A 25,282-nucleotide genomic window follows, 5' to 3' on the forward strand; every position below is an offset into this window, starting at 1 on the left:
CCGCTACTCCTTCAGCTCCCCATCCCCTCCCAGCCCCAGGTACCGCCGTGTGAAGTCCAGCTCCAGGCGCACCTGCTTGATCCGCTCCCCGACGACCAGCGAGCCGTGGCCGGCGTCGTAGCGGTAGACCTCGTGGGGGTGGTTGCGGGCCTTCAGGCGGTCGACGTAGTTGTCCACCTGGCGGATGGGGCAGCGCGGGTCGTTGACCCCGGCGGAGATGTAGACCGGCGCGCGCACCGCGTCCACGTACGTCAGCGGGGAGGACGCCTCGAAGCGCTCCGGGACCTCCTCCGGCGTGCCGCCGAGCAGCGTGCGGTCCATCGCCTTCAGGGCCTCCATCTCGTCGTGGTACGCCGTGACGTAGTCCGCCACGGGGACCGCCGCCAGGCCCAGCGCCCACGCCTCGGGCTGGGTGCCCAGCCCGAGCAGCGTCAGATAGCCGCCCCACGAGCCGCCGGACAGCACCAGCCGCTCCGGGTCGGCCAGCCCGGAGGAGACGGCCCACTCCCGCACCGCCGCGATGTCCTCCAGCTCGATCAGCCCGACGCGGTGCTTGAGCGCGTCCGTCCACTCGCGGCCGTAGCCCGTCGAGCCGCGGTAGTTCACCCGCACCACGGCGAAGCCGTGGTCCACCCACGCCGCCGGGCCGGACGCGAAAGCATCGCTGTCGTGCCACGTCGGGCCGCCGTGCACCTCGAAAATGGTCGGGAACGGGCCATCGCCGTCCGGCCGCTGCACCAGCGCGTGGACCGTGCCGCCGGGGCCCTCCACCCACGCGTCCGTCACCGGCACCGACCCCGGGGCCTTCATCCCGGGCGGGTCCAGGACGACCTGCCCGCTCGTCGAGCGCACCTCCGGCGGCTGCGCGGCCGACGACCAGAGGAACTCCACCGCGCCGTCCGGCCGCGCCGTCGCCCCGGAGACCGTCCCGGTGGGCGTCTCGACGCGGGTCAGCGTCCGCGTCAGCGGCTCGTAGCGCCACAGCTCGGCGCGCGCCCGGAACTCGTGCTCCACCAGCAGCGCCGCGCCGTCCGGATACCAGTCGGCGCCCACGTCGCCCGGCAGGTCGATCGCCAGGGCGCTCTCCTCGCCCGACAGCGGGTCCCAGATCATCGGCTCCCAGCGCCCGCGCCGCTGGTGGCCCACCAGCAGCCGGGAGTCGCCGTCCACCGGCGCGAAGCCCATCACCGACAGGCCCAGTTCCTCGGTGCCGCCCTTGGTGTCGTCCAGCTCGGCGACGGTCGAACCGTCCGGCCGTACCACCCGGATCGCGGAGTGCATCGCGTCACCGTGCTCGGTGTGCTCGATCGCGATCAGCGATCCGTCGTGCGACAGGGCGCCCACGCCCGCCGACTCGCGGTGCCGGTAGATCTCCACGGGCGGCTGTCCCGGCCGTACGACATGGAGGGTGGTGCCGTCCTCGTCCGTGGACCGGCCGATCACCGCCGTGCCGTCCCGGCCGAGCGCCAGGCCCGCCGGATACGAGGGCTCCAGGCCCGGCGCGGCCGGCTCGTCCGCGCCGCCGCCGAACGGCTGCCGCTTCCAGACGCCGAACTCGTCGCCGTCGGTGTCGGAGAACCACCAGATCCACGCGCCGTCCGGCGTCAGCGTGCCGTCCGTCGTGCCGTTCGGCCGGTCCGTGACCTGCCGCTGCTCGCCGGTCGCCCGGTCCCAGGCGTACAGCTCGAAGGTGCCCGTCGCGTTGGAGACGAACAGCGAGCGGTCCGGGGCGTCCTCGGCCCACTCGGGCAGGCTGACCCGCGGCGCCCGGAAGCGCTTCTCCCAGTCCGGCGCGGCCTCGGGCGAACCGGCCGTCCGCGAGGCGTCCGCCGCCCCGGAACCGTCAGTGTTGGCAGTGGTGGTCTCGTCAGTCATGGCCCCATTCTGCGCAGGGTCGGGAAAAATCCGCTGGCGCGGCCCCCAGCCTGTGGATAACTTCGGCGGATGCTGACACACAAGGGACCCGAGGACTGGCGTGCGGCCAACCGGGCCATGTGGGACGAGCGTGTTCCCCTCCACCTCGCGAGCGACTATTACGACCAGGACGGCTTCCTCCGGAGCCGCGACGTGATCCGCGGCTTCGAGGCGGTGGAGGTCGGCGACGTCACCGGCAGGACGCTCCTGCACCTCCAGTGCCACATCGGCCAGGACACCCTGTCCTGGGTCCACCGCGGCGCCGCCCACGCCGTCGGCCTGGACTTCTCCGAACCCGCTGTCGAGGCCGCCCGCGCGACGGCCGCCGAGCTGGGCATCGGCCCGGACCGCGCCACGTTCCTCGCGGCCGACGTGTACGAGGCTGCCGAGGCCGTAGCCGCCGCCGAGACCGCCCCCGACACCTACGACATCGTCTACACCGGCATCGGCTCGCTGTGCTGGCTCCCGGACATCCGCCGCTGGGCCGAGACGGCCGCCGCGCTCGTCGCCCCCGGCGGCTTCCTCTACCTGGCCGAGTTCCACCCGCTCACCGACGCCCTGGACGACGAGAGCGGCTCGCGCGTCGCGCACGACTACTTCAGCCGGGACGCCTGGGTCGACGAGAGCCCCGGTACGTACACGGACTTCGCGGCCCCCACGGTCCACAACCGCCGCGTCGAATGGCAGCACACCCTCGGCGACGTGGTCTCCGCGCTGGCCGCCGCGGGCCTGCGCCTGGAGTTCCTGCACGAGCACGACATGACGATGTTCCAGCGCTTCGGCTCGCTGTCACGCGGGGACGACGGCTTCTACCGCCTGCCCGCCGGCCGTCCCCGCGTCCCGCTCATGTACTCGCTCAAGGCGACGCGCCCGTAAGAGCCCGCGCCCCGGGGCTCATGCCGCGCCCGGCCGCCTCACGCGAACTTCTGCGGCCGGTGCCACAGCGCGTCGTCCGTGCCGCGGAAGAACAGTTCCAGCCGTCCGTCGCGGTTGGTGCCGATGACCGGGTCGCCGCCGACGTTGCGTACGACCTCGAAGTGGCCGCTCCAGTCCACACCGTTGATCTTCGACTGCTCGGCCGCGTACATGTGGCCGTTGGTGCTGTGGTGGAAGACCACCAGCCGCCCGTCGGCCGCGCGCGCCAGGGCCGGGGTGCCCTGCACGCCGCCGGCCAGGCTGGACGCGGAGGACCAGGAGTCGTACCCGGCCTTCTGCTGGATGTGCCACAGCTGGGTGTCCGTGCCGCGGAAGAACACGTGGATGCGCTGGTCGGCGTCGAGACCGGCCTCGACGCCGCCGCCGATGTTGCGGACCAGCTCGAAGTGCCCGCTCCAGGAGTCGCTGGAGTCGGGAACCTTCTGCTGGTTGTCGTAGAGGTTGCCGTTGGTGCTGTGGTGGAAGACCTCCAGCTTGCCGTCGCCGGCCCGCGCCACCGCCGGGTTGCCCTGCACGCCGCCGGCCAGGCTGGACGGCGCGACCCAGTTCTCGTAGTCGACGCTGTGCTGGTACACGTGCCACAGCTGGGTGTCCGTGCCGCGGAAGAAGACGTCGAAGCGGCCGTCGGCGTTCACGGCGGGGACCGGGTCGCCGCCGATGTTGTGCACGAGGACGTTGTCCGGGCTGAAGCCGACGTTGATGGCGTCCTGCCGTACGTGGTGCAGATGCCCGTCCGCGCCCTTGTAGAAGACGGAGATGCGGCCGTCCATGCCGCGGATGGCGTTGGGCTCGCTGCCCAGCACGCCGCCCAGGTTCTCCCACGAGCTCCAGCCGCCGTCCTGCTTCTGCCAGATCGTCCACAGGGCCTGCTCGCCCTTGCCGCGGGCGAACACCTGGAGGCGGCCGTCGGCGTTGGGCGCCACGGAGGGGTTGCCGACGATCTGTCCGTTCAGGGACGAGACCTCGTCCCAGGCCATGAAGGGCGTGGTGGGGATGTCGACCATGATCGCTCTCCTTCGTACGTACGAGTGGAGCAGGTCGGCGCACAGGCTAGCCACGGGAACCCGGGCCGAGAACGCGCTGCGGTCGATTGACCGGAATCACCCGCAATACCCGGCCAAGAGCGATATCGACGGCCCCGGCCGTACACCCCCGGAGCACCCCCGGCCCGGCTGCCTCAGTCGATCCCCCGCGCCCGCTTGAACCGCGCCAGGCCGTCGGCCAGATCGACCACCGGATCCGGGTAGTCCAGCTCCGTCCGCGCCTTCGCGGGCGTGAGCTTCCACGGCTGGTGGACCGCCCCGCCTTCCAGGCCCGGTACGTCCGCCAGTTCCGGCACCCAGCGCCGTACGTACGCGCCGTCGGCGTCGAAACGCTTCGCCTGGGCCAGCGGGTTCAGGACCCGGTTGGGGCGCGTGTCGGTGCCGGTGCCCGCCGCCCACTGCCAGTTCAGCTGGTTGTTGGCCAGGTCGCCGTCCACCAGGAGCGACAGGAAGTGCGCCGCGCCGAGCCGCCAGTCCAGATACAGCGTCTTCGTCAGGAAGCTCGCGGTCAGCAGCCGCGCGCGGTTGTGCATCCACCCCTCGTGGGCGAGCTGCCGCATCGCCGCGTCCACGATCGGATAGCCGGTGCGCCCCGTACGCCACGCCTCGGCCTCCTGCTCGTCGCGGCGCCAGCGGTCGTGCCGCGCCCGGTAGTCGGCGTGCGCGGCGGCGGGGCGCGCGGCGAGCACCTGGTGGTGGAAGTCCCGCCAGGCCAGCTGCCGTACGAAGGCGTCGCCGCCGGCCCCCTCACCGCCGGCCTTACGGGCCCGTCGGACCAGCTCGACGGCGGACAGCGTGCCGAAGTGCAGATGCGGTGAGAGGCGGGAGGTCGCGTCCCCGGCGAGGTCGTCCTGCCGCTGCGCGTAGCGGTCGAGCGGGCCGCGCAGCCACGCCGTCATCCGGCGGCGGCCCTCGGTCTCGCCGCCCGCCGCCAGCCCCGGTGACACCCCGGACACGTCCCGGCGCCGCGGCACGGGCCGCGAGCCGACCCCGTCGGGGACCCGCAGCCGCCGCGGCGCCCGCAGCACGTCGCGGTGGCGCTCGGCCTGCCAGCGGCGGAAGTACGACGTGAAGACCGCGAAGTGGTCGCGGCCGGCCGGGGTGACCGTGCCCGGCGCGAGGGCGGTGATCACCGCGTCGTGTACGTGCAGCCGCCGCCCGTCGGCCTCCAGCGCGCGCCGCAGCCGCTCCTCCCGGCGGTGTGCGTACGCGCTGACCCCGCCCGCGATGTGCACGTCACGGGCGTCCGCCGTCGCGGCGACCTTGGCGGTCTGCTCGACGACATCTCCCGTACGGATGACGAGCCGGCCGCCGCGGTCCCGCAGCGCCTCGTCCAGATCCGTCAGGCAATCGGCCAGGAAAGCGCGGCGGTTGGGCGCGTCGAATCCCGCGGCCCGTACGCCGTCGTCCACGACGAACAGCGGCACGACGCCGCCTTCACCCCTTGAAGCGGCGTTGAGCACGGGGTTGTCGTGAACCCGCAGGTCGGAGGTGAACAGGGCGATAGCGGGGGCAGCGGGCATGTGGGGTGCTCCGGGCAGAGGGGGTGAGTGGGGGGAAGGAAGGCGAGGGTTAAGGGGCAGGTGCGTGGGCTACGCGCCCCGATTGCCCCGCCCGGTCGTCCGCCACAGGAGCCCTGCGACCGACAACGCGCCCCAGCCCACCGAAACGGCCACCGCCGCACGCCGCCGGGCCCGGTCCGGCAGCGTCACGCCGAGGAGGGCCGCGTCACCGAGGTCCGCCGCGATCCGGACGCAGGCGGCGGTCCGCAGGGCCGGACCCGCCGGTGCCAGGGCCAGGGCCACGCCGCTGACCGCGTCGCGCCAGGCCAGCGGGCGCAGCGCCGTACGGGTCGCCGCGGCCACCCGCCCGTCCGCCTCCGCCAGGCCGGAGGGCTTGGCCAGCAGGGCGGGCCAGGCGGTGACCGCCAGGCCGTACACCGCCGTTGCCGCACCCACCGCGCGCAGCAGTCCCACGTGCATCGTCCGCCTCCTTCGTCGCGGGCTCCGGAGGCGTGCGCGGCACCGCGCCCCACTGCCGCCTCCACCGGTGCGTACCCACTCTTCCGCTTTCGTCCCGTTCCGGCGGCACAACGCGCCCGGCGAGGGACCCGGTCGCGGCACACCGCGCCCGGAGGGGCGAACGGTCAGACGTCCAGCTCCGACTCGATCTGCCGCAGGCGGTCCCGCGCGGTGTCCAGATCCCCGCTGGCCCGGTCCAGCACGAGGTAGACGAAGATGCCCTGGCGGCTGCGGCGGGTGAGCGGCCGGATGAGGTGCAGCTCGTCGTCGAGCGTGATCAGGATGTCCTGGACCCGCTCGGGGCGGTAACCGAGGAGTTCCAGCGTGAACAGCTTGGCCCGCACCACGTCGGTGTCCCCGCGGGCGGCCGCTTCGAGGTCCGGCCCCGCCGGGTCGCCGACCGCGCCGAGGGTCAGCCGGCTGAAGTAGTCGACCACCGAAGCCCCGAGGACGCCCTCCAGCCGTACCAGGTCCCGCAGCGTCTCATCGATGCCTGCCATGGCCACCTGCCCCGGACGCCTGGGCCCGCTCGCACGTCGGGCCGACCGCCGGCCGAACCTGCCGGCACTACGGGAGCGCGGTGTGCAGGCCCCTGACATCATTTTGGCACGGCTGGCCGGAAAGTGACGTCGGATCAGCGGAGGTGCCGGGTGGTGGGGGAGTGGCGGACGGGGCGCGTTCGGCCGTACGCGAGCGCGGGTCGGACGCGCCCGTGTTCCTCAGGCCGCCGTCGCGGCGATGATCTCGTCCGCCGCGCGCTGGCCGCTCGCCACGCAGTCGGCGACGCCCACCCCGTCGTACGCGGCACCGCACAGCCGCAGCCCCGGCAGCCGGGACAGGCCGTTGCGGACCCGCGTCACACGGGCCGGGTGCCCGACCGCGTAATGCGGCAGTCCGCCGATCCACCGCGTCACGTCCGTCGCCACCGGCCGCGCCGCCAGCCCGGTCGCCTCGCCCAGGTCGCGCTGCGCGGCGCCCACCAGGTCGGCGTCGTCCAGGTAGAGGACCTCCTCCTGGCCGTACCGGCCGATGGACGTGCGCAGGACGAAGAGGTCCTTGGCCCGCTCCGACAGCCAGTCCCACTTGCGCGTCAGGAACGTGGACGCCTTGATGGTGTGCCCGTCCCCGGGCGGTACGAGGAAGCCGCACCGGCCGTCGAACGCGGTCAGCCCCGCCAGATCCGAGCGCCGGAACGCCATCGTGACCAGCGCCATCGACGCGTACGCCACCTCCGACAGCTCGGCCGCCGCCAGCGGCGCCTCGGCGGCCAGCAGGGTGGCCGCCGTCCACGCCGGGGTCGCCAGCACGAGGCCGTCGCACAGCAGGGTGCGGGCCGCGGTCCGCACCTCCCAGCCGTACGCGGTGCGGGTCAGCGCGAGGGCCGGGGTACTGCGCAGGATCGCCCCGCCCGCGGCGCGTACGGCGTCGGCCACGGCGCTCGCCAGGGTGCCCGCGCCGCCTTCCAGACCCAGGTAGTCGGGGCCGCCGCGGGACAGGTCGGGGACGGTGTGCGCCGTGCCCGTGCCGCTGCCCGTTCCCGGGCCGGTACGGGCGAACTCGGGCCGGGGGCGCGGGATGAGCGGCCCCGAGCGCGGCCGGTCGGCGATCCGCCGCTGTTCCGCGAGCCGCCGCTCCTCGGCGATCTCCCGTTCCACGGCGCGGCGCCGCTCTTCCGCATTGCGCCGCTTCTCCGCGTTGCGCTGTTCGGCGAGGCGCCGCTGCTGTTCGGCCGTCCGCCGCCGTACCCGCCGTACGCCGGTCAGCAGCGCGCCGTCGCGCCGCGCCGCCTCGAACAGCTGCGGTACCGCGGCCCGCAGGGACACCTCGTACGTGTCGGCCGTCCGGGCCCGGCCGAGAACGTCCCGTCCGCGGCAGCTCGGGATCGGCCGCAGCCCGCCTCGCGTCCACAGCGCGGCGTCCGTCGCGGCCGGGACCCGCAGCCGGTCGCCCAGGCCCACCTCCCGCGCCAGCTCCACCGCTTCCGGCCGGGGCACGCGCAGCGCCTCGGCGCCCAGGTCGACCGGTGTCCCGGCGATCTCGCCCGAACGCAGCTTGCCGCCGAGCCGGCCGGTGGACTCCAGCAGCGTCACGCGCAGGCCCGCGCCGGTGAGCCGGTGCGCGGCGGCGAGGCCCGCGATGCCGCCGCCGATGACGACGACGTGCCGCGCGAGCGCCCGCCCGGTGCCGGAGTGCCCGGCGGGCGCGGTCGTCGGCACGCTCATGACTCGACTCCTTCGTACGCGGTGCTCGCTGTCGTCGGCGCGCCCGGGCCGCCCGTCACGGCGCGCGGCGACGGGCGCAGGATGTCCGAGAGGGGGTCGTGCCGGATGCTGCCGGGCGGCATCCCCGCGGCGGTCAGCCGGGTCACGGTCGCCTCGACCACCGCGGTCGGGCCGCTGACGTACGCCAGGTGCCCGGCCCAGTCGCCGTGCCGCGTCACGGCCTCGGCCACCGCCTCGGCCAGCGCGTCGTAGTCGTCCCCAGCTGCGCCGGTGCCGGGCCGCCGCCCGATCACAGGTGTCACCCGCAGCCAGGGCCGCCGCCGTTCCAGCTCGGACGGCGGGCCCGCGTCGTACAGGTCGGCGAAGCTGTGCGCGCCGAGGAACAGCCGTACGTTCCGGTGCCGTCGGCGCGCCGACAGGTCCTCCAGCAGCGCCTTCACCGGCGCCCAGCCGGTGTCGGCCGCCACCAGGACCAGGTCGCTCGCCAGCTCGTCGTCCAGCGTCATCGACCCGCGCGCGGGGCCGACGCGCAGCGTGTCACCGGCCCGCGTGCGCGCCACCAGCGCCTCGCTCACGCCGCCCGCGCACGACTGCCGTACGTGGAACTCCAGCTCGCCGTCGGGCCGGGGCGCGCAGGCGATCGAGTACTGCCGCCACGCCTGCGGCAGCAGCGGCGACTCCAGGGCCGCGAACTGCCCCGCGCGGTAGGGGTACGGCTCGTTCGTACGCACCCGCAGCACCGCGAGGTCCGGGCGGCGCCGCTCGTGGGCGGTCACCGTGGCCTGCCAGTACGGCGGTTCGGCGAGGGCCTCCTCGGCGCCGCGGACCATCGCCGCGGCGGCGAACCGCAGCATGCGTACCCACGCCTGCTCGACGGCCTCGGCCCAGCGCGGGCCCGCCGTGCGGCGCAGCGCCTCGCACAGCGCCGTCTCGAACGCCTGGAAGTGCACCGGCCGCACCCCGAGCTTGCGGTGGTCGCGGCCCAGCCGCCCGAAGACCTCCGCGATGTCGTCGGGACGGTGCAGGTTCTCGATCAAGTACCAGAAGGCGCGCGCGAGATGGGCGCGCTGGAATTCCATCGACTCCGGGAACAGCGACCGCAGATAGGGCCAGCGCCGGAACATCGTGTCGTAGAGGTGGGTGATCAGTTGGCCGAAGGGGGTCACGAGTTCCAGGTACTCGGTGATGACCCGCTGGTCGGCGGTGCCGTCGTAGGAGGCGGGGTCGAAGTCCGCCGCGCCGTACGGCGAAGACCCGGGGCCGGCGGTGTCCGAGGACCGGCCGATGGCCCGGGGACCGCCGCCCGCCCGGCCGGCCGCGAGCCCCTGCGGGGCGGCCGACTCGCTCTGCGGGGACAGCATGCGCCGCCGCAGCCGCATGGCCTCGTGGCGGGCGAGCAGGGCGTGGTAGTCCTCGTTGACGGTGCTCATGAGCGTACGGCCTGAGCGGAAGCGGAAGCGGAAGCGGAAGCGGAAGCGGGAGCGGAAGCGGGAGCGGAAGCGGGAGCGGGGGTGGGGGCAGGGGAGGGGGAGGCCGGGAGGACCGGAACGGCGCTGAGCGGCCGGGCAGTGCGGGCATACGACGCGAGGCGTGGCATGAACGGACCTCCTGCAAGGGGATGGGGCGCGTCAGTATGGCACTGGGCAAAGGTGACCGAACGGCCCTATTCCCCCAGGACTTCCGGCCCTCGCGGAAGATCGTCCCGCGGGTGTGTGATGCCGTGCGCACCCCTCGTACGCGCCCCTCGCAAGCGACCCCGGCCGACAGATCGAGAGCCGAATGAACCAGCACCCCGGGCCCCTCGGGCCCACCGGACCCGGCACACCGCCCTTGCGCGTGTTCATCCTCGACGACCACGAGGTGGTCCGCCGGGGTGTGCGCGACCTCCTCGACGCCGAGGACGGCATCGAGGTCGTGGGGGAGGCGTCCAGCGGGGCCGAGGCCCTGGCCCGGGTGCCCGCCGTACGGCCGCAGGTGGCGGTGCTCGACGTACGGCTGGGGGAGCGCGGCGAGTCGTCGAACGGCGACCACGAGGGCATCGAGGTCTGCCGCGAACTGCGCGCCCGGATGCCCGACCTGGCCTGCCTGATGCTCACGTCCTTCGACGACGACGAGGCGCTGTTCGACGCCATCATGGCGGGCGCCGCCGGTTACGTCCTCAAGCAGATCAACGGCTCCGACCTGGTGAACGCGGTGCGCACGGTGGCGGCCGGCAAGTCGATGCTGGACCCGCGTACGGCGTCCCGGGTGATGGCGCGGCTGCGAGCCCCGCAGCAGGCCGACACGTCCCCGCAGTCCGAACTGGACCGGCTGGCGCCCCGGGAGCGCGAGATCCTGGAGCTGATCGGCGAGGGCCTGACCAACCGGGAGATCGCCGACCGGCTGTTCCTCGCGGAGAAGACGGTGAAGAACCGCATCTCCACGATCCTCTCCAAGCTGGGCGTCGGACGGCGCGTACAGGCGGCGGTCATCGCCGGGCGCATCCGGGGGCAGCAGGAGCACCAGCGCGGCGGCCGGTAGGGGCCGGAGCGCGCTGACGGCGCGGGGCGGACACGGGTCCGCTCCGCGCCGTTTCCGTACGGCGAAACGTGCCGCCGCCAAGGCCCGTTCCGCACCGCGCCGTTCGGCGCCCCGGGTGGCTGTCCGGGCCCGGGACCCTCGGCCGCCGCTCCGGCCCGCACGGCCCTATGGCGCCGGGCGCGCCGCGGCCGATGCTGATGTGGCCGGGAAGAGCCGGGTCTCTCCCCCGTGCTGAAGGCTCTTCCCGGCCCGTTGAGTTCATGCGCCAGAAATGAAGGACACAGCCCGGTGGACGGTTCGGATACACGCACGCAGACAGACTCCGGGACGCACGGCGGCTCCGGCGCCCCGGACCGGCCCGTCACCGACCCGGGCGACCACGGGAAGGCGGACGGGCACGACGGCGGGGCCGGCTCGGCCGGCCCCGCCACCGATATCCCGCACGCGACCCCGGGCCCGTACCCGATCCGCCGCCGCATCCCGGTGGAGTGGCTGACCACCACCGACCACAAGAAGATCGGGACGCTCTACCTCGTCACCGCCTTCGTGTTCTTCCTGGTGGGCGGCCTGATGGCCCTCCTGATGCGCGCCGAACTCGCCCGGCCCGGCACGCAGATCATGTCCAACGAGCAGTTCAACCAGGCGTTCACGATGCACGGCTCGGTAATGCTGCTGCTGTTCGCCATGCCGCTGTTCACCGGCTTCGCGAACTGGCTGATGCCGCTGCAGATCGGCGCCCCCGACGTCGCCTTCCCGCGGCTGAACATGCTCGCCTACTGGCTGTTCCTGTTCGGCTCGCTGATCGCGGCGGCCGGCTTCCTCACCCCGCAGGGCGCCGCCGACTTCGGCTGGTTCGCGTACGCGCCGCTGTCGGACGCGGTGCACTCGCCGGGCGTCGGCGCCGACATGTGGATCATGGGGGTGGCGTTCTCCGGCTTCGGCTCCATCCTGGGCGCGGTCAACTTCATCACCACCATCATCTGCATGCGCGCCCCCGGCATGACGATGTTCCGGATGCCGATCTTCACCTGGAACGTGCTGCTGACCGCGCTGCTGATCCTGATGGTCTTCCCCGTGCTGGCCGCCGCGCTGTTCGCCCTGGAGATGGACCGCAAGTTCGGCTCGCACATCTTCGACGCCGCCAACGGCGGCGCGCTGCTGTGGCAGCACCTCTTCTGGTTCTTCGGCCACCCCGAGGTCTACGTCCTCGCGCTGCCGTTCTTCGGCATCATCTCCGAGGTCATCCCGGTCTTCTCCCGCAAGCCCATGTTCGGCTACATCGGCCTGATCGCGGCGACGATCTCCATCGCGGGCCTGTCCATCACCGTATGGGCGCACCACATGTACGTGACCGGCGGTGTGCTGCTGCCCTTCTTCGCCTTCATGACGTTCCTGATCGCGGTGCCGACCGGGGTGAAGTTCTTCAACTGGATCGGCACCATGTGGAAGGGGTCGCTGTCCTTCGAGTCCCCGATGCTCTGGGCCACCGGCTTCCTCATCACCTTCGTCTTCGGCGGCCTGACCGGCGTCATCCTGGCCTCCCCGCCGATGGACTTCCACGTCTCCGACACCTATTTCGTCGTCGCGCACTTCCACTACACGCTCTTCGGCACGGTCGTGTACGCGATGTTCGCCGGATTCCACTTCTGGTGGCCGAAGTTCACCGGCAAGATGCTGGACGAACGCCTCGGCAAGCTCACCTTCTGGACGCTCACCGTCGGCTTCAACCTCACCTTCCTCGTGCAGCACTGGCTCGGCGCCGCGGGCATGCCCCGCCGGTACGCCGACTACCTCGCCGCCGACGGCTTCACCACCCTCAACACCCTGTCCACCATCGGCTCGTTCCTGCTCGGCCTGTCCTTCCTGCCCTTCTTCTACAACGTGTGGAAGACCGCCAAGTACGGCAAGAAGGTCGAGACCGACGACCCCTGGGGCTACAGCCGGTCCCTGGAGTGGGCAACCTCCTGCCCGCCGCCCCGGCACAACTTCACCTCGCTGCCCCGCATCCGCAGCGAATCCCCCGCCTTCGACCTCCACCACCCCGAGGTGGCCGCGCTCGAAGCGTCCCGCGGCTGACCCACCGCACCCCCGTCCCCGCCCCCCGTCCCCTCCCGCCGTCCCCCGGAATCAGGAACTCATGTCCCCCGATGTCCTGGCGCTGGGCGCCGCCGTCCTGACCGCTGCGGGCAGCGTCTGGTACCTGCCCGCCCTCCTGGACCTGCGCGCGGGCCCCGACCGCCCGCTGTCCCTGCGTATCGCCGCCGTCTCCTGTCTGATCCTGTGGTCCACCCCGGCCGCGCTGGCCGTCCTCCTCCTGCTGGCCGCCCCCTGGCCCGCGCTGGCGGCCACGGCGGCCACCGGCACCGCGGCCTCGGCCGCCGTCCGTATCGCCGCCGCCTGCCGCCGCTTCCGTGAACAGCGGGAGGAGGACGAACGCTGGGCAGCGCTCCACCTGGGGCACCCGCCGGCCCGGCACCCGGGGCGCTTCCGGGGTGCTTTCCGGGGGCGGCTGATCTAGGAGGGGTCCGGCGGTACGGCTGGGGGCCCGGCGGTACGGCTAGAAGGCCCGGCGATACGGCTAGGAGGGATCCGGCGGTACGGACGCGGGCAGGCCGCTCCGCTCGATCTGCGTCATGACCTCGTTGACGTGGTCGATCATCTCGGCGGTGAGCCCGTGGGCACGCGGCGACGGGGTGGTCACGTCGCCGGTGTGCAGCGAGGTCAGGAACCGCAGCCCTTCCGCGACCTGCGCGGCGATCTCGTCGTGGTCGCGGTCGAAGAAGTGGGCCGGGCTGACGCCGAAGTAGTCCGCCAGCACCTCCAGCTGCCGGAACGTGGGGTTGTCGCGGTGCCCGTTGCGCAGCAGGGAGATGTACGAGTGGGAGATGATCTGCTCCCCGGCCGCCGCGTTGATCGACGCGGCCACCTGCCGGTTGGACGGCGGGCTCCCGTCCGGCCCCTCGGCGCGCTCGAAAAGGCAATTGAGTTTGGCGGCCAAGCTGTCGGCTCCGTCCTCCTGGGCGTGCTGCACGATGCCGGACCCACCCCTTCCTCTTCCTCGCCGATTTTCCCGGAATCACGCGGAATCACGGGGAATTACGCGGAGGTATGCGGGAAATAATGAACGCCGTCGTCCGCCGCTTCCTCGCGGCTCCCTCCGACGGCCTTCGGCCTGCTCCGATCGCGGAGCGTGGGCGACCCGGTACAGGCGGGTCGGAGGGTGGGACATCCTAGTGCGCGACGGTGACCGGAGTAAGACCGACCGGTTCCGGTACGGCGTGCTTCGGCCACCCCGGCAAGTGGTCCGCCGGTACGCCTCTGTGATGCGCAGTCAGGTCCTGTCAGGTGCCTTTCAGCGCTGTTGACTCGCGTGAACGTCCTGGCTACCTTGGGGTCCGCACAGTCTGCCGACCGTTCCGCATCGGGGTGTTGGGGCAGGTGACAGCGGGTGCGGCGCCACTGACCCGGCGCAGCCGCCCGCGGTGGACTTGCCCTGCCGCGCAGCGCGGAAGGAGGCGGACGGAGGTGAATCGCCAACGGTTTTGTACGCCCGGGGTCCGCTGTTCGGCGCTCGGTGCGGTGTTTCGGGGGAATGGCTGCAAACTGACCAGGCGGCCGGGCGTTCCTCCCGTTCATCGCGCATTCGTCGACGCGGTTCCCGTATTCGTGGCGTGACGAAATCCAAAAATCGGGGGAACATTGCAAGCAACATTTCGGGGGAGCGTTTCCGGAGCCGGTCTGCTGTGTCCGGACGACGGTCCGGAAGCACCTTGGGGCCCGGGGCTGCGCGGCGCGCGCTGGGAACCGGGAAACGCCTCCGCCATATCCGAGGGACAGGTGCACGTCTTTTCGGTCCGGGACGAGGCGGCGGACTGCGCGCGAGGCTGCTCCCGGCCGGGTGACGACGGGTTCGCTGCCGCCGCCGACGCCTGCCCGTGCGGCCTGTGGCCGGGGCGGCTGCACGCCCTGGTGGCCTGGCTGCTGGACTGCTCACCGTGCGACGTGCGCTCGACACGCGACGGTTTCGGCAGGTCGCGCCTGTCCGCCGGATCACTGGACCTCACGGTCTGCCGTGACGAGGGCGGACTGCTGATCGCCTGCGCCCGCGGGGCCTCGGTGGCGCTGAGCGTGTCCACCGTGCCGTCTTCACTGGACGCGTGGGCATGGCTGCCCTTCAGCGCCGCCGAGCGGTCCCGTGCCGAGGATGCCCCGGCCGCCCACCGCACGGCGCTGCTCACGCAGTGGTGGACGCGCAAGGAAGCCGCGCTGCGGCTCACCGGCCGCGGCGGGCTGGCGTTCGCCGCCGAGGTGGACGTCCTGGGCGCCGGTCCGGAGGGCGCGGTCGCGGTGCCCGAGACCGGCATCCTGGGCGCCGGTGGCGTCGCGTACGTACAGGACCTGCCCACCGATCCGGACACCGCCGCTTCCGTGGCGTCCTCGCGGCCGGTGAGCGAGGCCGTCGTGTGGCGGGTGCCGAGTCCGGTGCCGGTGGGGCCGTGACGGCCGGGCGCGCGGGCCGGCCGGGTGCCGACCGGTGCCCCCGGCCCGGCGCCCGGCCGCCGTACGCGTCTTTACGGCATCAGGACCACATGCGGGTCGGGCCCGGTGAGGTGCCCGGGGTCGCTCAGCTCGCGCCAGGTCGCCATCGCCAGCCGGTACGCGCCGGCGGTCTCGTACCCGGCGGCCGCGGTGCGGAAGTCGGCCTCGGCGGCCTCCGCGCGTCCGGCGGCGCGCTGGGCGCGGGCCCGGATGAGCACGCAGCGGGCCTGGTCCAGCGTGGGCAGCGCCGGGGAGTCGACGGGAATGGTGCCGGCCCGCTCCAGGGCCCGCTTCGCGTCGGAGGTGCGCAGCGCGTCCAGGGTCTCCAGGGCCGCGAGCCAGCTCAGCGTCTCCGGGGTGGCGAGCAGTGCCGCGGCCTGGCGGACGCGCTCCAGCAGGGCGTCGGCGCCGGGTGCGTCGCAGGCGAGGGCGAGCAGCGTACGGGCGCGGGCCAGGCGGGTGCGCTGCCGTACGTCGTCGGTGGCCGCGAGCAGTTCGTCCGCCTCGGTCAGCAGCTCGTGCGCGGCGTCCGCGCGGCCGTCGAGGTAGCGGGCGCCCGCGGCGGCCCACAGGCCGACCGCGCGAAGGCGCGGGGCGCCGGCGGGCGGGGCCTCGTCCAGCAGCGTGTCGGCGAGGCCCTGCGCGCGGTGCCATTCGCCGCTTTCCACGTACGCCGAGAGCAGTGCCACCTGCGCCTGCACCCGGGCGGGGCGGGCGGCCTCGACGTCCGCCGCGGCGCTCCGGGCGTCCTCGGCGCGGCGCACCGCCTCGGCCAGGCGGCCCTGCCGCCGGTGCAGCTGGGAGAGTTCGGCGGCGACCTGCGAGTGCAGCAGCGGAGCCGCGGTGGTGAGCGGGGCGTCGAGCAGGGAGCGCAGGACGCGCTCGCGGTCGGCGGCGGCGCCGAGGTGGTCGAGGACGGTGGCCAGCTCCCAGCGGGCTTCCCAGCGCACCTCGTCCAGGGCGTTGTCGGCGGCCCGCTCGGCGACGGCCTCCAGCTGGCGGCGGGCGGCGGGCCAGTCACCGGCGGCCTGGCTGGCGCGGGCGGCGACGAGCTGCCCGACCAGTTCCAGGCGGTGGGTGCGCTCGCGGTCCGCGGGCCGGGGCGCGGTCAACTCTTCGAGGGGCATGCCGAGGCGCTCGGCGATGGCCTTGGCCGCTTTGGTGCTGGGGCTGCGGCGGCCGCTTTCCACCAGCGAGACGTAACTGGGGGAGACGCCGTCGCCGGCGAGATCCCCTTGGGACATGCCCTGGGCGCGACGGATCTCCCGGACGCGTTCTCCGAACGCTGGCTGTTCGATCGTCAAGCTGTTCCTCGGCGTTCAGCTCGCTGTTGAGTAAGGGATGCATGGACAAGCTTACGGGCTGTGACCCGCGACTCTACTCGTCCGGAGGGCAGGCGGGGGCGGTTGTCACTGGGTCGTATCCGGCTCTTTACGGGCTCTTGAAGAAGCCGGTTGGTCAATACCCAGTCATGCTAATGTCAATTCGCATGACAAGCCTGGGATTCCGCCGACACCGCCGGTGGGGAATCCATGCCCTGCTCGGCGCCGTGGCGGTCAGCTCGCTCGGCGAGGCGATGATGGTCGTCGCCGTCCCCTGGTTCGTACTGAAGACGACCGGCAGTGTGGCGCAGACCGGCATCGTGGTCGCGCTCGGGGCGGTCACCTCCGGAGTGGTCGGTTTCGCGGCGGGGCCGCTGGTCGACCGCTGGGGTTTCCGGACGATGGCGGTGGTCGCCTACCTGGTCGGCGGCCTCGGCGCGGCCTGCATCCCCCTGCTGTGCGCCCTGGACGCGCTGGACTTCCCCACCCTCGCCCTCCTGGTGGTGGCCGCCAACGCCCTCGACGTCCCCGGCGGCGCGGCGGTCACCGGCCTGGTACCGGAGCTGAGCGAGGCCGCGGGCATGCCGCTGGAGCGCGGCAACGCGCTGCTCACCGGCATCCACCAGGTCGCCCAGCTGTGCGGGCCCCCGCTGGGCGGCGCCGGGGTCGCGCTGCTCGGGACGCAGAGCGTGCTGCTTCTCGACGCCGTCGCCTGCGGACTCGCGGCGCTCGTCATCCTCGTCTGCATCTCCGCCGGCCGACGGGCCGCCGAACGCCGCCCGGCCGGCGCCTACCTCGCCGACCTGCGCTCCGGGCTGCGCACGCTGCGCCGCCACCGCCTGCTGCGCGCCGTCGCCGTATCCGGCACCGCCTTCAACGCCCTGGACAGCGGCCTGGCGGGGGTGGTCCTGGTGACGTACGCGTACCAGCACCTGGGAAGCGCGGCGAGCCTGGGCGTCCTGCTCACCTCTTTCGGCCTGGGCGCGGTGGCGGGCACGGTCGGCTACGCCGTCTTCGGCCACCGGATCAGCGGGCGGTTCCTCTACATCGGCACCGGCTTCGCCGCGGGCCTCCTGATCGCCTCGCTCGTCGCGCTGCCCCCGCTGCCGGTCGGCGCGGCGCTGCTCGCCGTCCTCGGCGCGGTGGCGGCGCCGGTGGGACCGCTGCGTACGGGGGTGCTCCAGCGCAGCGTGCCGCGCGAGCAGTACGGGCGGGTGACGGCCGCGGTGGACACGGTCGGGCTCGCGGCGGTGCCGCTCGGCGCCTCGCTGACCGTCGCCGCCGTCGGCGCCCTCGGCCTGCGCCCCGCGATCGCCTTGATCGCCGGGGTCTATCTGCTGGTGGTGCTCTGCTGCTGGGCCGCTCCGGCGCTGCGGGAGATCGACCGCGACGCCGCCGGTGACCGCGGCCGGACCAGTCCATCACCGACTATGACTGAACTTGACAAACAATGACAGCTGGCTGACGCTGGCCCTCTATGGTCGACGCCCCGAGGAGGGACACATGAGTGAGCGCAGCACCACGCGGCGCGAGCCGAGGCAGCGTGGGTCCGGCGAGCGAAACGAGGTCCGCGCATGACCTCCGCTCCCGTCCTGCCCGCCGCGGCCGCCGTGCCCGAGGGCACCGCGGACGCGCGGCGTCTCGCGGCGCTGCGCGCGGTGCGGGACCTGCTGGCCGACAACCCCGGCGACGTGCACGACCTGCTGTGTGAGATATCCACCCACCGCGCCGCCGGATACGAGATCGAGGCGACCATCGCCACGCTCGACGGCGCGCTCGCCGAGGTGGACGCGTACCGCCCGGCCCGGGTGCCGCGGCTGGCCGTCTTCATGCCCTCCAACGTGATCCTCTACTCGTACGCGCTGTACCTGCTCGTCCCCGCGCTCTACGCCGACCACCTGGTCTTCCGGCCCTCCAGTCAGGTCAAGGACCAGATGGCGCGGCTGCACCGGCTGCTGGCCGAGCACCACCGGCTGCCCATCGAGCTGACCGTCGCCAGCCAGCGGGAGTTCGTCCGCGACCACGTCCTGCCGTCCGATGTCGTGGTGTTCACGGGGGCGTACCACAACGCCGAGCAGATCCGCGCCCAGCTCAACCCGGGGCAGCTCTTCCTGTTCCTCGGCTCCGGCGTCAACCCGTTCGTCGTCGCCCCCGGCGCCGACGTCGGGCGCGCCGTGCGCGACGCCGTGGAGATCCGCGTCCACAACGCCGGCCAGGACTGCCTGGGCCCCGACCTGTTCTGTGTGCACGAGGACCTCCGCGACGCCTTCCTCGACGGGCTCGTCCGCGAACTCAAAAGCCTGCGCTACGGCCCGTACACCGACCCCGAAGCCGACTTCGGGCCGGTCTTCTACGACGGCGCGCTGGAGGAGGCGGTCCAGTTCCTGGCCCGCAACCGCGAGCACATCGCGTACGGCGGCCACGTCGACTTCCGCACCCGGCGCATGGAGCCCACCGTCGTCGTCGGCGACGAGGTAACCCCGCGCACCCAGGTCCCGGAATTCTTCGCGCCGGTCTTCAACGTCGTCGGCTACCGCGACGAGCAGGCCCTCGCCGCCACCCTCACCACCGGCCAGTTCACCGAACGGGCCCTGGGCTCCAGCGTGTACGGCGACGCCCCGGACCTGATCACCGCGCTGCGCCGCCGCACCACCGTCACCCTCGACACCACCCTGCTGTCCATCGACGACGGCAACGCGCCCTTCGGCGGCTTCGGCCGGATGGCCAACTACATCACCGACGGCGAGGAACTGTGGGCGGAGCCCGTCCTGATCTCCAAGGCCGTCGCCGAGCACTACCCGAAGGCCCCCCGGTGAACGAACGAGCGCACACCTACCCGACGGCCTGGCACGCGGTCGCCGACCACCTGCGGCACCTGGGCACCACGGCCGTCTTCGGCCTGCCCGGCGACGACATGGACCTGCTGGCCGCGCTGGAGGAGACCGACACCCGCTTCGTGCTCTGCCGCGACCAGCGCAACGCCGTCTTCATGGCGACCGGTTACGCGCTGGCCGCCGGGCGCCCCGGCATCTGCGCGGTGGGCAAGGGCCCGGCCCTGACCAACACGCTCACCGGCGTGCTGGAGGCCCGGTCCGCCGCCGCGCCGGTCGTCCTGATCGCCGGGGGCACGCCCCTGGACCGGATGGGCACCGGCGCATTCCAGGAGCTGGATCAGCTGTCCGCCGTACGGCCGCTGGTCAAGTGGGCGGTACGGGTCGACCGCGCCGACCGGCTGCCCGCGGCCCTCGACCAGGCCGTGGCCGTCGCCGTCAACGGCACCCCGGGACCGGTGTACGTCGAGATCCCCGAAGACCTCGCGAACGAGCAGGTCACCCGCACCGCCCCCTGGCGCCCGGCCGCGGCCCAGCGCCTCACCCCGGACCCGGACGTACTGGCCGACACGGCCGCCCGTATCGCCGCTGCCCGGCGCCCGCTCCTGCTCGTCGGCGGCGGCGCCCGGCACCGCAACGCGGACCGCGCGCTGGAGGCGTTCGCCGAACTCCTCGGCGCGGGCCTGTTCACCACCGCCTCCGGGCGCGGCACGGTCGCCGAGGACCACCCGCTGTTCTGCGGCGTCTCCGGCCTCTACACCGTCGCGCCGGTCGACCGGCTGTGGCAGGAGGCGGACCTGGTGATCGCGCTCGGCAGCCGCCTGGAGGAGACCGCCACCTTCGGCTGGCCGGACGCGGACCAACTGCCGGTGATCCAGGTCGTCTCCGGCGAGGACGGCCTGGTGACCGCCCGGCCCGGCGCCGGTGTCCTGGGCGATGTGGCGCGCACGGTGGACGCCTGGACCGGCCTGCTGGCCGGACACACCCCCGACGCCGCCTGGGCGGACCGGGTGAGCGAGGTGCGCCGGGCGCTCGCCGCGCGCGCCGACGAGCGGGCCCTCCAGGCCGACCGTACGGCGAAGGAGGGCGGCGGCGTCCCGGTCAGCCGCGTCCTGGCGGCGCTCGGCCGGGCCGTACCCGAAGACCGCGTCCTGGTGCAGGAGAACGGCCTCCAGGACATGTGGTCGTACTTCCACCCGCACTGGACCTGCGGCGCGCGCGGCGGCTCGGTGGTGCCGAGCGAGCAGACCCCGCTGGGCTTCGGCGCGGCCGCCGCGCTGGGCGTGGCCCTGGCCGAGCCGGGCCGCCCCGTCGTCTCGGTAGCCGGTGACGGCGCCTTCAACCTCTTCCGCGCCGAACTGCCCACGCTCGCCGACGCGGGCGCCGGGGTGCTGTACGTCGTGCTCGACAACGGCGGGTACGGCTGGCTCCAGACCAACCTCGACCGGGTGTCCGGCAGCGGCTCGCGCTTCGCGTTCACCGCCGACCGGCCCACCGGCAACGAGGGCCTGGCCGCCGCGTACGGCCTCAAGTACTGGCGCGTTGACAACCCCGACGATCTCGACCGCGTCCTTTCCGCCGCGTGGCAGCACTGCGCGTCGGGAACCGCCGCGGTGGTGGAGGTCGGGGTCCGGCTCGCCGACAGCCCGCCCGGGATGGCCGGACCCGCCGGAGACTTCCCGTTGCGTGAGGACGAATGACCGACTCGCCGAGACCGACCGACTCGTCGAGACCAGCAGAACAGGACGCCACATGCCCGTCGCGCTCTTCTTCCCCGGGCTCATACCCACCCGGTTCGACGCCATCAGCCCCTTCGTGACCACCAACGAACACGCCAAACGGAGATTCGCCGAGGCCGACGAGGTCCTCGGCTACCACCTCGCGGACGCCTACCGCGAGGCGTCGATCTACGAATGGGAAGTGTTCGAGGCCGGGTTCATGGCGCTGACCCTGGCGCTCGCCGACTGGGCCGAGGAGAAGCACGGCACCCGCCCGGCCGCCTGCGGCGGACAGAGTTTCGGTGCATTCATGGCCGCCGTATGGGCCGGCGCACTGACCTACCCGGACGCGCTGCGGCTGATCCGGCGCAGCGTCGCCGTCGAGACGGACTACTTCGACACCCTCGCCGAGCCGCTGGGCTGCCACTTCTTCTACCGGCTGCCGCACGGGAAGGTGCAGCAACTGGTGGCCGAGGTGCACGAGCGCGGCGAGTGGGCCGAGCTGTCGGTGGTACTCGACGAGGAGGTGCACGCCGTCTCCGCGACGATGGGCACCCTGGAACGCTTCGAGCAACGGGTGCGCGAGGAAGGCGGTTTCCCCTTCTACACCATGAACCGAGCCGAGCACTGCTCCGCCGTCGCCGGACTGCGCACCCGCCTGCACGACGAGGCGTACGGGACCGTCGAGTGGCGCACCGCGCACATCCCGGTCGTCTCCGACGTGGACGGGCGGCTGCTCACCGACGCCGAGGAGATCAAGCAGGACCTGCTGGACGGCTGGACGACGCCGGTCCACTGGGCGACGATCCTGCGCGGCCTGCGGACGGCGGAGGTGGACGAGGTGTGGATACCGGGCCCGCGCAACATGTTCGCCCGGATCACCAACAACTCCTTCCCCACCAAGGTGATCACCCCGAAGATGGCGCTCGAAGCGTGAGCGCGCCCACCGACGCCCTCGGCACCCCAGCCGGCCGCCGGGTGCTGTCGGCAGCCATGTTCGCCAGCGCTCCCGCCGAGGTGCTGGACTTCCTGCTGCCGCTGTGGGCCGGTTCGACGCTGAAGGCGGGCGCCTCGGTGGTCGGCGCGCTCGTCGCCGTCGAGGCGGTGCTCTCCCTGGTCGTACGGCCGCTGGCCGGGGAGCTGTCGGACCGCTTCGACCAGCGGCGGGTCGCCGCCGCCGGCGCGTTCCTGTACGCCCTGTCCTTCGCCGGGTACGCCCTCGCCGACAACCTGCCCGTGGCCTTCGTCGCGTCGGGTGTGGGCGGCGCGGGCGGCGCGCTGTTCTGGGTCGGGCTGCGTGCCTGGACCGGCCAGCGGGCCACCAACCACACCAGCGCGTACGGCAAATTGCTGTCGGCCGAAGGCCAGGGGGCCTTCATCGGCTACCTGGTGGCTTTCTCCCTGCTGGAACGCGGCGGCTACCCGCTGCTGTTCTGGCTGGGCTGCGCGGCCTGCGTGTGGGCTACGGCTGCGCTGCTCAAGGGGACGGACAGTCGGGAGAGGGTCCCGGAGGCAGCCGACGACGACGGCACTGACGACGGCGACGACGCGCTACGGGACCGTAAGACCCGCCTGCGGCTCCTTCCCCTGATGGTGGTGTCCGCGGTGACGGCCGCCGCCGAGGCCGGGCTGTGGATGCTCCTGCTGCTGCGTCTGCAAGGCGACCTGGGGCTGACGCCCAACGAGATCGCCATGGTCTTCGCGCCGGGGTTCGTGGTGTTCATCCTGCTGCCCGAGCACACCCACCACCTCACCGACCGGCTCGGCCGCACGCGGACCATGGTCGTCGCGTTCCTGGCGAGCGCGCTGTTCGCGGCCGGGCTCGGCTTCGTGGCCACCCCGGTCGCCGTCGCGGTCCTGTGGGCGGTGGCCGCCGCCTGCTTCGCCGCGCAGATCCCGGTGGAACAGGCCACCGTCGCGGCTGCCGCCGGCAAGCGCGTCGGCCGGGGGATGGGCCTGTACGAGAGCGCGCGGCTGTCCGGCGTCGTCGTCGGGCCCGCGCTGATGGGCGTGGTCTACGACCAGCTGGGCTGGGTCACCGCCTGCTGTGTGGCGGCGGGCGGGGCGGTCGTGGGGGCCGTCGTCGTGCCGTACGCCATCCGCGTACTGAAGCTGCCCGAGAAGGTACGGGCGGCGGCCGTACAGCCCGAGACCGGCGGGACGGCCGCCCCGGCCGCCGTCACCGCCACGACCGATAACCCACACGAGAAAGAGGACCGCACGGACATGGACATGGACAAGCAGGACACCGCGGCGCCGTCGAAGGACGGTGCCCTCTCGCCGAAGGAGCACGCCCGCAAGGAGCGGCGGGACTGGCTCATCCACACGGCGGCGTTCCTGGTGGGGAACGTGATCCTGTGGGCGCTGAAGTCCAACTGGATCGTGTGGCAGTTCACCGCCGACGAGGTGCCCGACGAGCACCGCGGCCCGCTGGTGTGGATCGGCCGCATCTGGCTGACCATCTGGATCATCGACACGATCTGGTCGTGGTCGTACACGATCTGGCCGCGCGAGAAGAAGGCCAAGTCCTCGTAGGGACGGCCCGCGCGGCCCCGTTTCACCGCCGTACGGGCGAAACCGTTCCCCGTACGGCGGTGCCGTGTTTCCGGGCGGGGCTGTTCACGACAGCAGCAGGGGCAGCTCCGCATATCCGCGCAGGGACGTCATACGGTTGCGCGGCGCCCCGCTGCCCGCGTGCGCCATCGTGGGGAAGCGTTCCAGCAGCCGGGGGAAGGCGATGGCGGCCTCCAGGCGGGCCAGCGCTGCGCCCAGGCAGTAGTGCGCGCCCGCGCCGAACGTGAGCGAGCCGCCCGGTGCCCGGTCCGGCCGGAAGGTGTCCGGGTCATCGTGGCGCGAGGGATCGCGGTTGGCGCTGGCGAGCAGGGCCACCACCTGGGTGCCCTGCGCGACGGGCACCCCGCCCAGCTCGGTGTCCCCGCCCGTCCAGCGGGAGGCGATCTGGATGGGCGGGTCGAAGCGCAGCATCTCCTCGACCCAGGCGCCGATCCGCTCCGGCTCGCCGCGCAGCCGCGCGAGCAGATCCGGGTGGTCCAGCAGGACGGCCGTGCCGTTGCCGATGAGGTTGCTGGTGGTCTCGTAGCCGGCGGAGTACAGCAGCACCAGGTTGGCGAGCAGTTCGCGCCGGGTGAGCCGGTCGCCGTCCTCCTCGCGCACCGCGATCAGCGTGCTGACCAGGTCGGCGCGCGGGTCCTCCTGGCGGCGGGCGGCCAGCGCGCCGAGCCGGTCCCACAGCTCCGCGGTGGCCTCGTCCGCGCGCTCCAGCGCCTCCCCGGCGAGGTTCTGCTCGATCGCGGAGGTGACGGCCTGCACGCGCGGTGCGAACCAGGCGCGGTCCTCCTCCGGGATGCCGAGCAGTTCACCGATGACGGTGATGGGCAGCGGCAGCGCGAAATGCGCCATGAGATCCACCGGGGCGCCCCCGGCGGCCCGTTCGGCGAGGCCGTCCAGCAGGCCGTCGACCAGCTTCTCCACCGCGGGACGCAGCCCGGCCACCCGGCGCGGGGTGAAGGCGCGGCCCACCAGGCGGCGCAGCCGCTCGTGGTGCGGCGAGTTCTGGTTGACCATCTCGCCCATCAGGGAGTACACGCTGAGGTGGTCGCGGCCCTCGGGCCAGGTACGGGCGAGGTACGCGTCGTCCTCGACCCGGAAGAGCGGATCGCGCAGCACCCGGTCGCAGTCGGCGTGCCGGCTGACGACGACGGTGCCGTCCGGCAGCCGGGAGACCGGCGCGTGCTCCCGCAGCACCGCGTAGTGCGGGTACGGATCGGGGCAGCCCAGCGGGCTGAACAGCGCGCGCAGGGCCCGGCGTACCGCGGCCGGGTCGCTCATGGTGCCTCCTGGCTCCCGTGTGCGGGTGGGAAGGTGCGCCCCGCCCCTTCGGGGGCAGGGCCGGGGCGCACCGGTCTGGTGCGGGCCGCCGCGGCGCTCAGGCCGTCAGCTGCTTCTCGACGCGCAGCACGATGTCGGAGACCAGGCGCAGCTCCTTCAGCTCCTCCTCGGGGAGGCTGACGCCGAAGCGCTCCTCGACGGCGACGATGACCTCGACCATGGCCAGCGAGTCGACGTCCAGGTCCTCGATGAAGGCCTTGTCCTCGGTCACCTCGGCGGGTTCGACGTCGGCGACCTCGTTGAGGATCTCGGCGAGTCCGGTGATGATCTCTTCACGCGTCATGGTGGTTGCCTCTCTGTGGTGTGG

At 73.2% G+C, this 25,282-nt stretch carries 21 protein-coding genes; 10 read left to right on the top strand and 11 right to left on the bottom strand.

Features of this window, described 5'->3' with window-relative positions; translation table 11 throughout:
• Positions 1-3 precede the first annotated feature (3 nt).
• A complete protein-coding gene (locus IH45_RS0125595; RefSeq protein WP_030672950.1) occupies positions 4-1,875 on the bottom strand; it encodes a prolyl oligopeptidase family serine peptidase in 1,872 nt (623 codons plus the stop codon).
• A gap of 69 nt (positions 1,876-1,944) precedes the next feature.
• Here IH45_RS0125595 and IH45_RS0125600 point away from each other — a divergent pair, with 69 nt between their 5' ends.
• Positions 1,945-2,790, top strand: a complete 846-nt coding sequence (locus tag IH45_RS0125600; RefSeq protein WP_030672954.1) for a class I SAM-dependent methyltransferase — start codon at positions 1,945-1,947, stop codon at positions 2,788-2,790.
• Between the two features lie 38 nt (positions 2,791-2,828).
• On the opposite strand, the gene IH45_RS0125605 is transcribed toward IH45_RS0125600, so the two are convergent.
• From IH45_RS0125605 to IH45_RS0125630, 6 genes are all read right to left on the bottom strand, one after another.
• A complete protein-coding gene (locus IH45_RS0125605) occupies positions 2,829-3,854 on the bottom strand; it encodes a PLL family lectin (RefSeq protein WP_050515181.1) in 1,026 nt (341 codons plus the stop codon).
• A gap of 173 nt (positions 3,855-4,027) precedes the next feature.
• On the bottom strand, positions 4,028-5,416 hold the full coding sequence (locus IH45_RS0125610) for a cryptochrome/photolyase family protein (protein ID WP_030672959.1): 1,389 nt from the start codon (positions 5,414-5,416) through the stop codon (positions 4,028-4,030).
• 69 nt (positions 5,417-5,485) lie between these two features.
• Positions 5,486-5,875 carry a hypothetical protein gene (locus IH45_RS0125615; RefSeq protein WP_030672961.1) on the bottom strand — a complete coding sequence of 130 codons (390 nt, stop codon included), beginning with the start codon at positions 5,873-5,875 and terminating at the stop codon, positions 5,486-5,488.
• A gap of 164 nt (positions 5,876-6,039) precedes the next feature.
• Complete coding sequence (locus IH45_RS0125620; protein ID WP_030672964.1) at positions 6,040-6,414, bottom strand: hypothetical protein; 375 nt, start codon at positions 6,412-6,414, stop codon at positions 6,040-6,042.
• 219 nt (positions 6,415-6,633) lie between these two features.
• Complete coding sequence (locus tag IH45_RS0125625; protein ID WP_030672967.1) at positions 6,634-8,136, bottom strand: protoporphyrinogen/coproporphyrinogen oxidase; 1,503 nt, start codon at positions 8,134-8,136, stop codon at positions 6,634-6,636.
• Positions 8,133-9,566 carry a globin domain-containing protein gene (locus IH45_RS0125630; protein ID WP_030672970.1) on the bottom strand — a complete coding sequence of 478 codons (1,434 nt, stop codon included), beginning with the start codon at positions 9,564-9,566 and terminating at the stop codon, positions 8,133-8,135. Before IH45_RS0125630 ends, IH45_RS0125625 begins: the two co-directional genes overlap by 4 nt.
• 349 nt (positions 9,567-9,915) lie before the next feature.
• On the opposite strand from IH45_RS0125630, the gene IH45_RS0125635 reads away from it, so the two are divergent.
• The 3 genes from IH45_RS0125635 to IH45_RS1000000148925 all read left to right on the top strand — a co-directional run bounded on the left by IH45_RS0125635 (position 9,916) and on the right by IH45_RS1000000148925 (position 13,174).
• Entirely contained in the window at positions 9,916-10,656 is a 741-nt protein-coding gene (locus IH45_RS0125635; RefSeq protein ID WP_030672973.1) for a response regulator, read from the top strand.
• A 288-nt stretch (positions 10,657-10,944) separates the two neighbouring features.
• Entirely contained in the window at positions 10,945-12,732 is a 1,788-nt protein-coding gene (ctaD, locus tag IH45_RS0125640) for an aa3-type cytochrome oxidase subunit I (protein ID WP_030672976.1), read from the top strand.
• A 61-nt stretch (positions 12,733-12,793) separates the two neighbouring features.
• Positions 12,794-13,174, top strand: a complete 381-nt coding sequence (locus tag IH45_RS1000000148925; protein WP_030672979.1) for a hypothetical protein — start codon at positions 12,794-12,796, stop codon at positions 13,172-13,174.
• Positions 13,175-13,234: 60 nt separating this feature from the next.
• Here IH45_RS1000000148925 and IH45_RS0125650 read toward each other — a convergent pair whose 3' ends face one another.
• Positions 13,235-13,687 carry a helix-turn-helix domain-containing protein gene (locus tag IH45_RS0125650; RefSeq protein WP_032918357.1) on the bottom strand — a complete coding sequence of 151 codons (453 nt, stop codon included), beginning with the start codon at positions 13,685-13,687 and terminating at the stop codon, positions 13,235-13,237.
• A gap of 806 nt (positions 13,688-14,493) precedes the next feature.
• On the opposite strand from IH45_RS0125650, the gene IH45_RS0125655 reads away from it, so the two are divergent.
• Positions 14,494-15,156, top strand: coding sequence for a 4'-phosphopantetheinyl transferase family protein (locus tag IH45_RS0125655; protein WP_030672985.1), 663 nt, complete (start codon positions 14,494-14,496; stop codon positions 15,154-15,156).
• A gap of 71 nt (positions 15,157-15,227) precedes the next feature.
• On the opposite strand, the gene IH45_RS0125660 is transcribed toward IH45_RS0125655, so the two are convergent.
• The gene (locus IH45_RS0125660; protein WP_078897781.1) at positions 15,228-16,499 is read right to left on the bottom strand and encodes a helix-turn-helix transcriptional regulator; all 1,272 of its coding nucleotides are present in this window, start codon (positions 16,497-16,499) and stop codon (positions 15,228-15,230) included.
• A gap of 185 nt (positions 16,500-16,684) precedes the next feature.
• On the opposite strand from IH45_RS0125660, the gene IH45_RS0125665 reads away from it, so the two are divergent.
• From IH45_RS0125665 to IH45_RS0125685, 5 genes are all read left to right on the top strand, one after another.
• A complete protein-coding gene (locus tag IH45_RS0125665; RefSeq protein WP_158813267.1) occupies positions 16,685-17,971 on the top strand; it encodes an MFS transporter in 1,287 nt (428 codons plus the stop codon).
• Between the two features lie 120 nt (positions 17,972-18,091).
• A complete protein-coding gene (locus tag IH45_RS0125670; protein WP_050515182.1) occupies positions 18,092-19,333 on the top strand; it encodes an aldehyde dehydrogenase family protein in 1,242 nt (413 codons plus the stop codon).
• Positions 19,330-21,048, top strand: a complete 1,719-nt coding sequence (locus IH45_RS0125675) for a thiamine pyrophosphate-binding protein (protein ID WP_030672997.1) — start codon at positions 19,330-19,332, stop codon at positions 21,046-21,048. Before IH45_RS0125670 ends, IH45_RS0125675 begins: the two co-directional genes overlap by 4 nt.
• Entirely contained in the window at positions 21,035-22,003 is a 969-nt protein-coding gene (locus IH45_RS0125680) for an ACP S-malonyltransferase (protein ID WP_234440670.1), read from the top strand. Before IH45_RS0125675 ends, IH45_RS0125680 begins: the two co-directional genes overlap by 14 nt.
• Positions 22,000-23,601 (top strand): MFS transporter, encoded by a 1,602-nt coding sequence (locus IH45_RS0125685; protein ID WP_199810724.1) that lies wholly within the window; start codon positions 22,000-22,002, stop codon positions 23,599-23,601. The genes IH45_RS0125680 and IH45_RS0125685 overlap by 4 nt, the downstream gene beginning before the upstream one ends.
• Before the next feature lie 84 nt (positions 23,602-23,685).
• Here the strand turns inward: IH45_RS0125685 and IH45_RS0125690 are convergent, their stop codons facing one another.
• Positions 23,686-24,915 (bottom strand): cytochrome P450, encoded by a 1,230-nt coding sequence (locus IH45_RS0125690; RefSeq protein WP_030673005.1) that lies wholly within the window; start codon positions 24,913-24,915, stop codon positions 23,686-23,688.
• A gap of 97 nt (positions 24,916-25,012) precedes the next feature.
• Positions 25,013-25,258, bottom strand: a complete 246-nt coding sequence (locus IH45_RS0125695; protein ID WP_030673008.1) for an acyl carrier protein — start codon at positions 25,256-25,258, stop codon at positions 25,013-25,015.
• Between the last annotated feature and the right edge of the window lie 24 nt (positions 25,259-25,282).

It is taken from the genome of Streptomyces rimosus subsp. rimosus (assembly GCF_000720725.1).
GTDB classification, from domain to species: domain Bacteria; phylum Actinomycetota; class Actinomycetes; order Streptomycetales; family Streptomycetaceae; genus Streptomyces; species Streptomyces rimosus_A.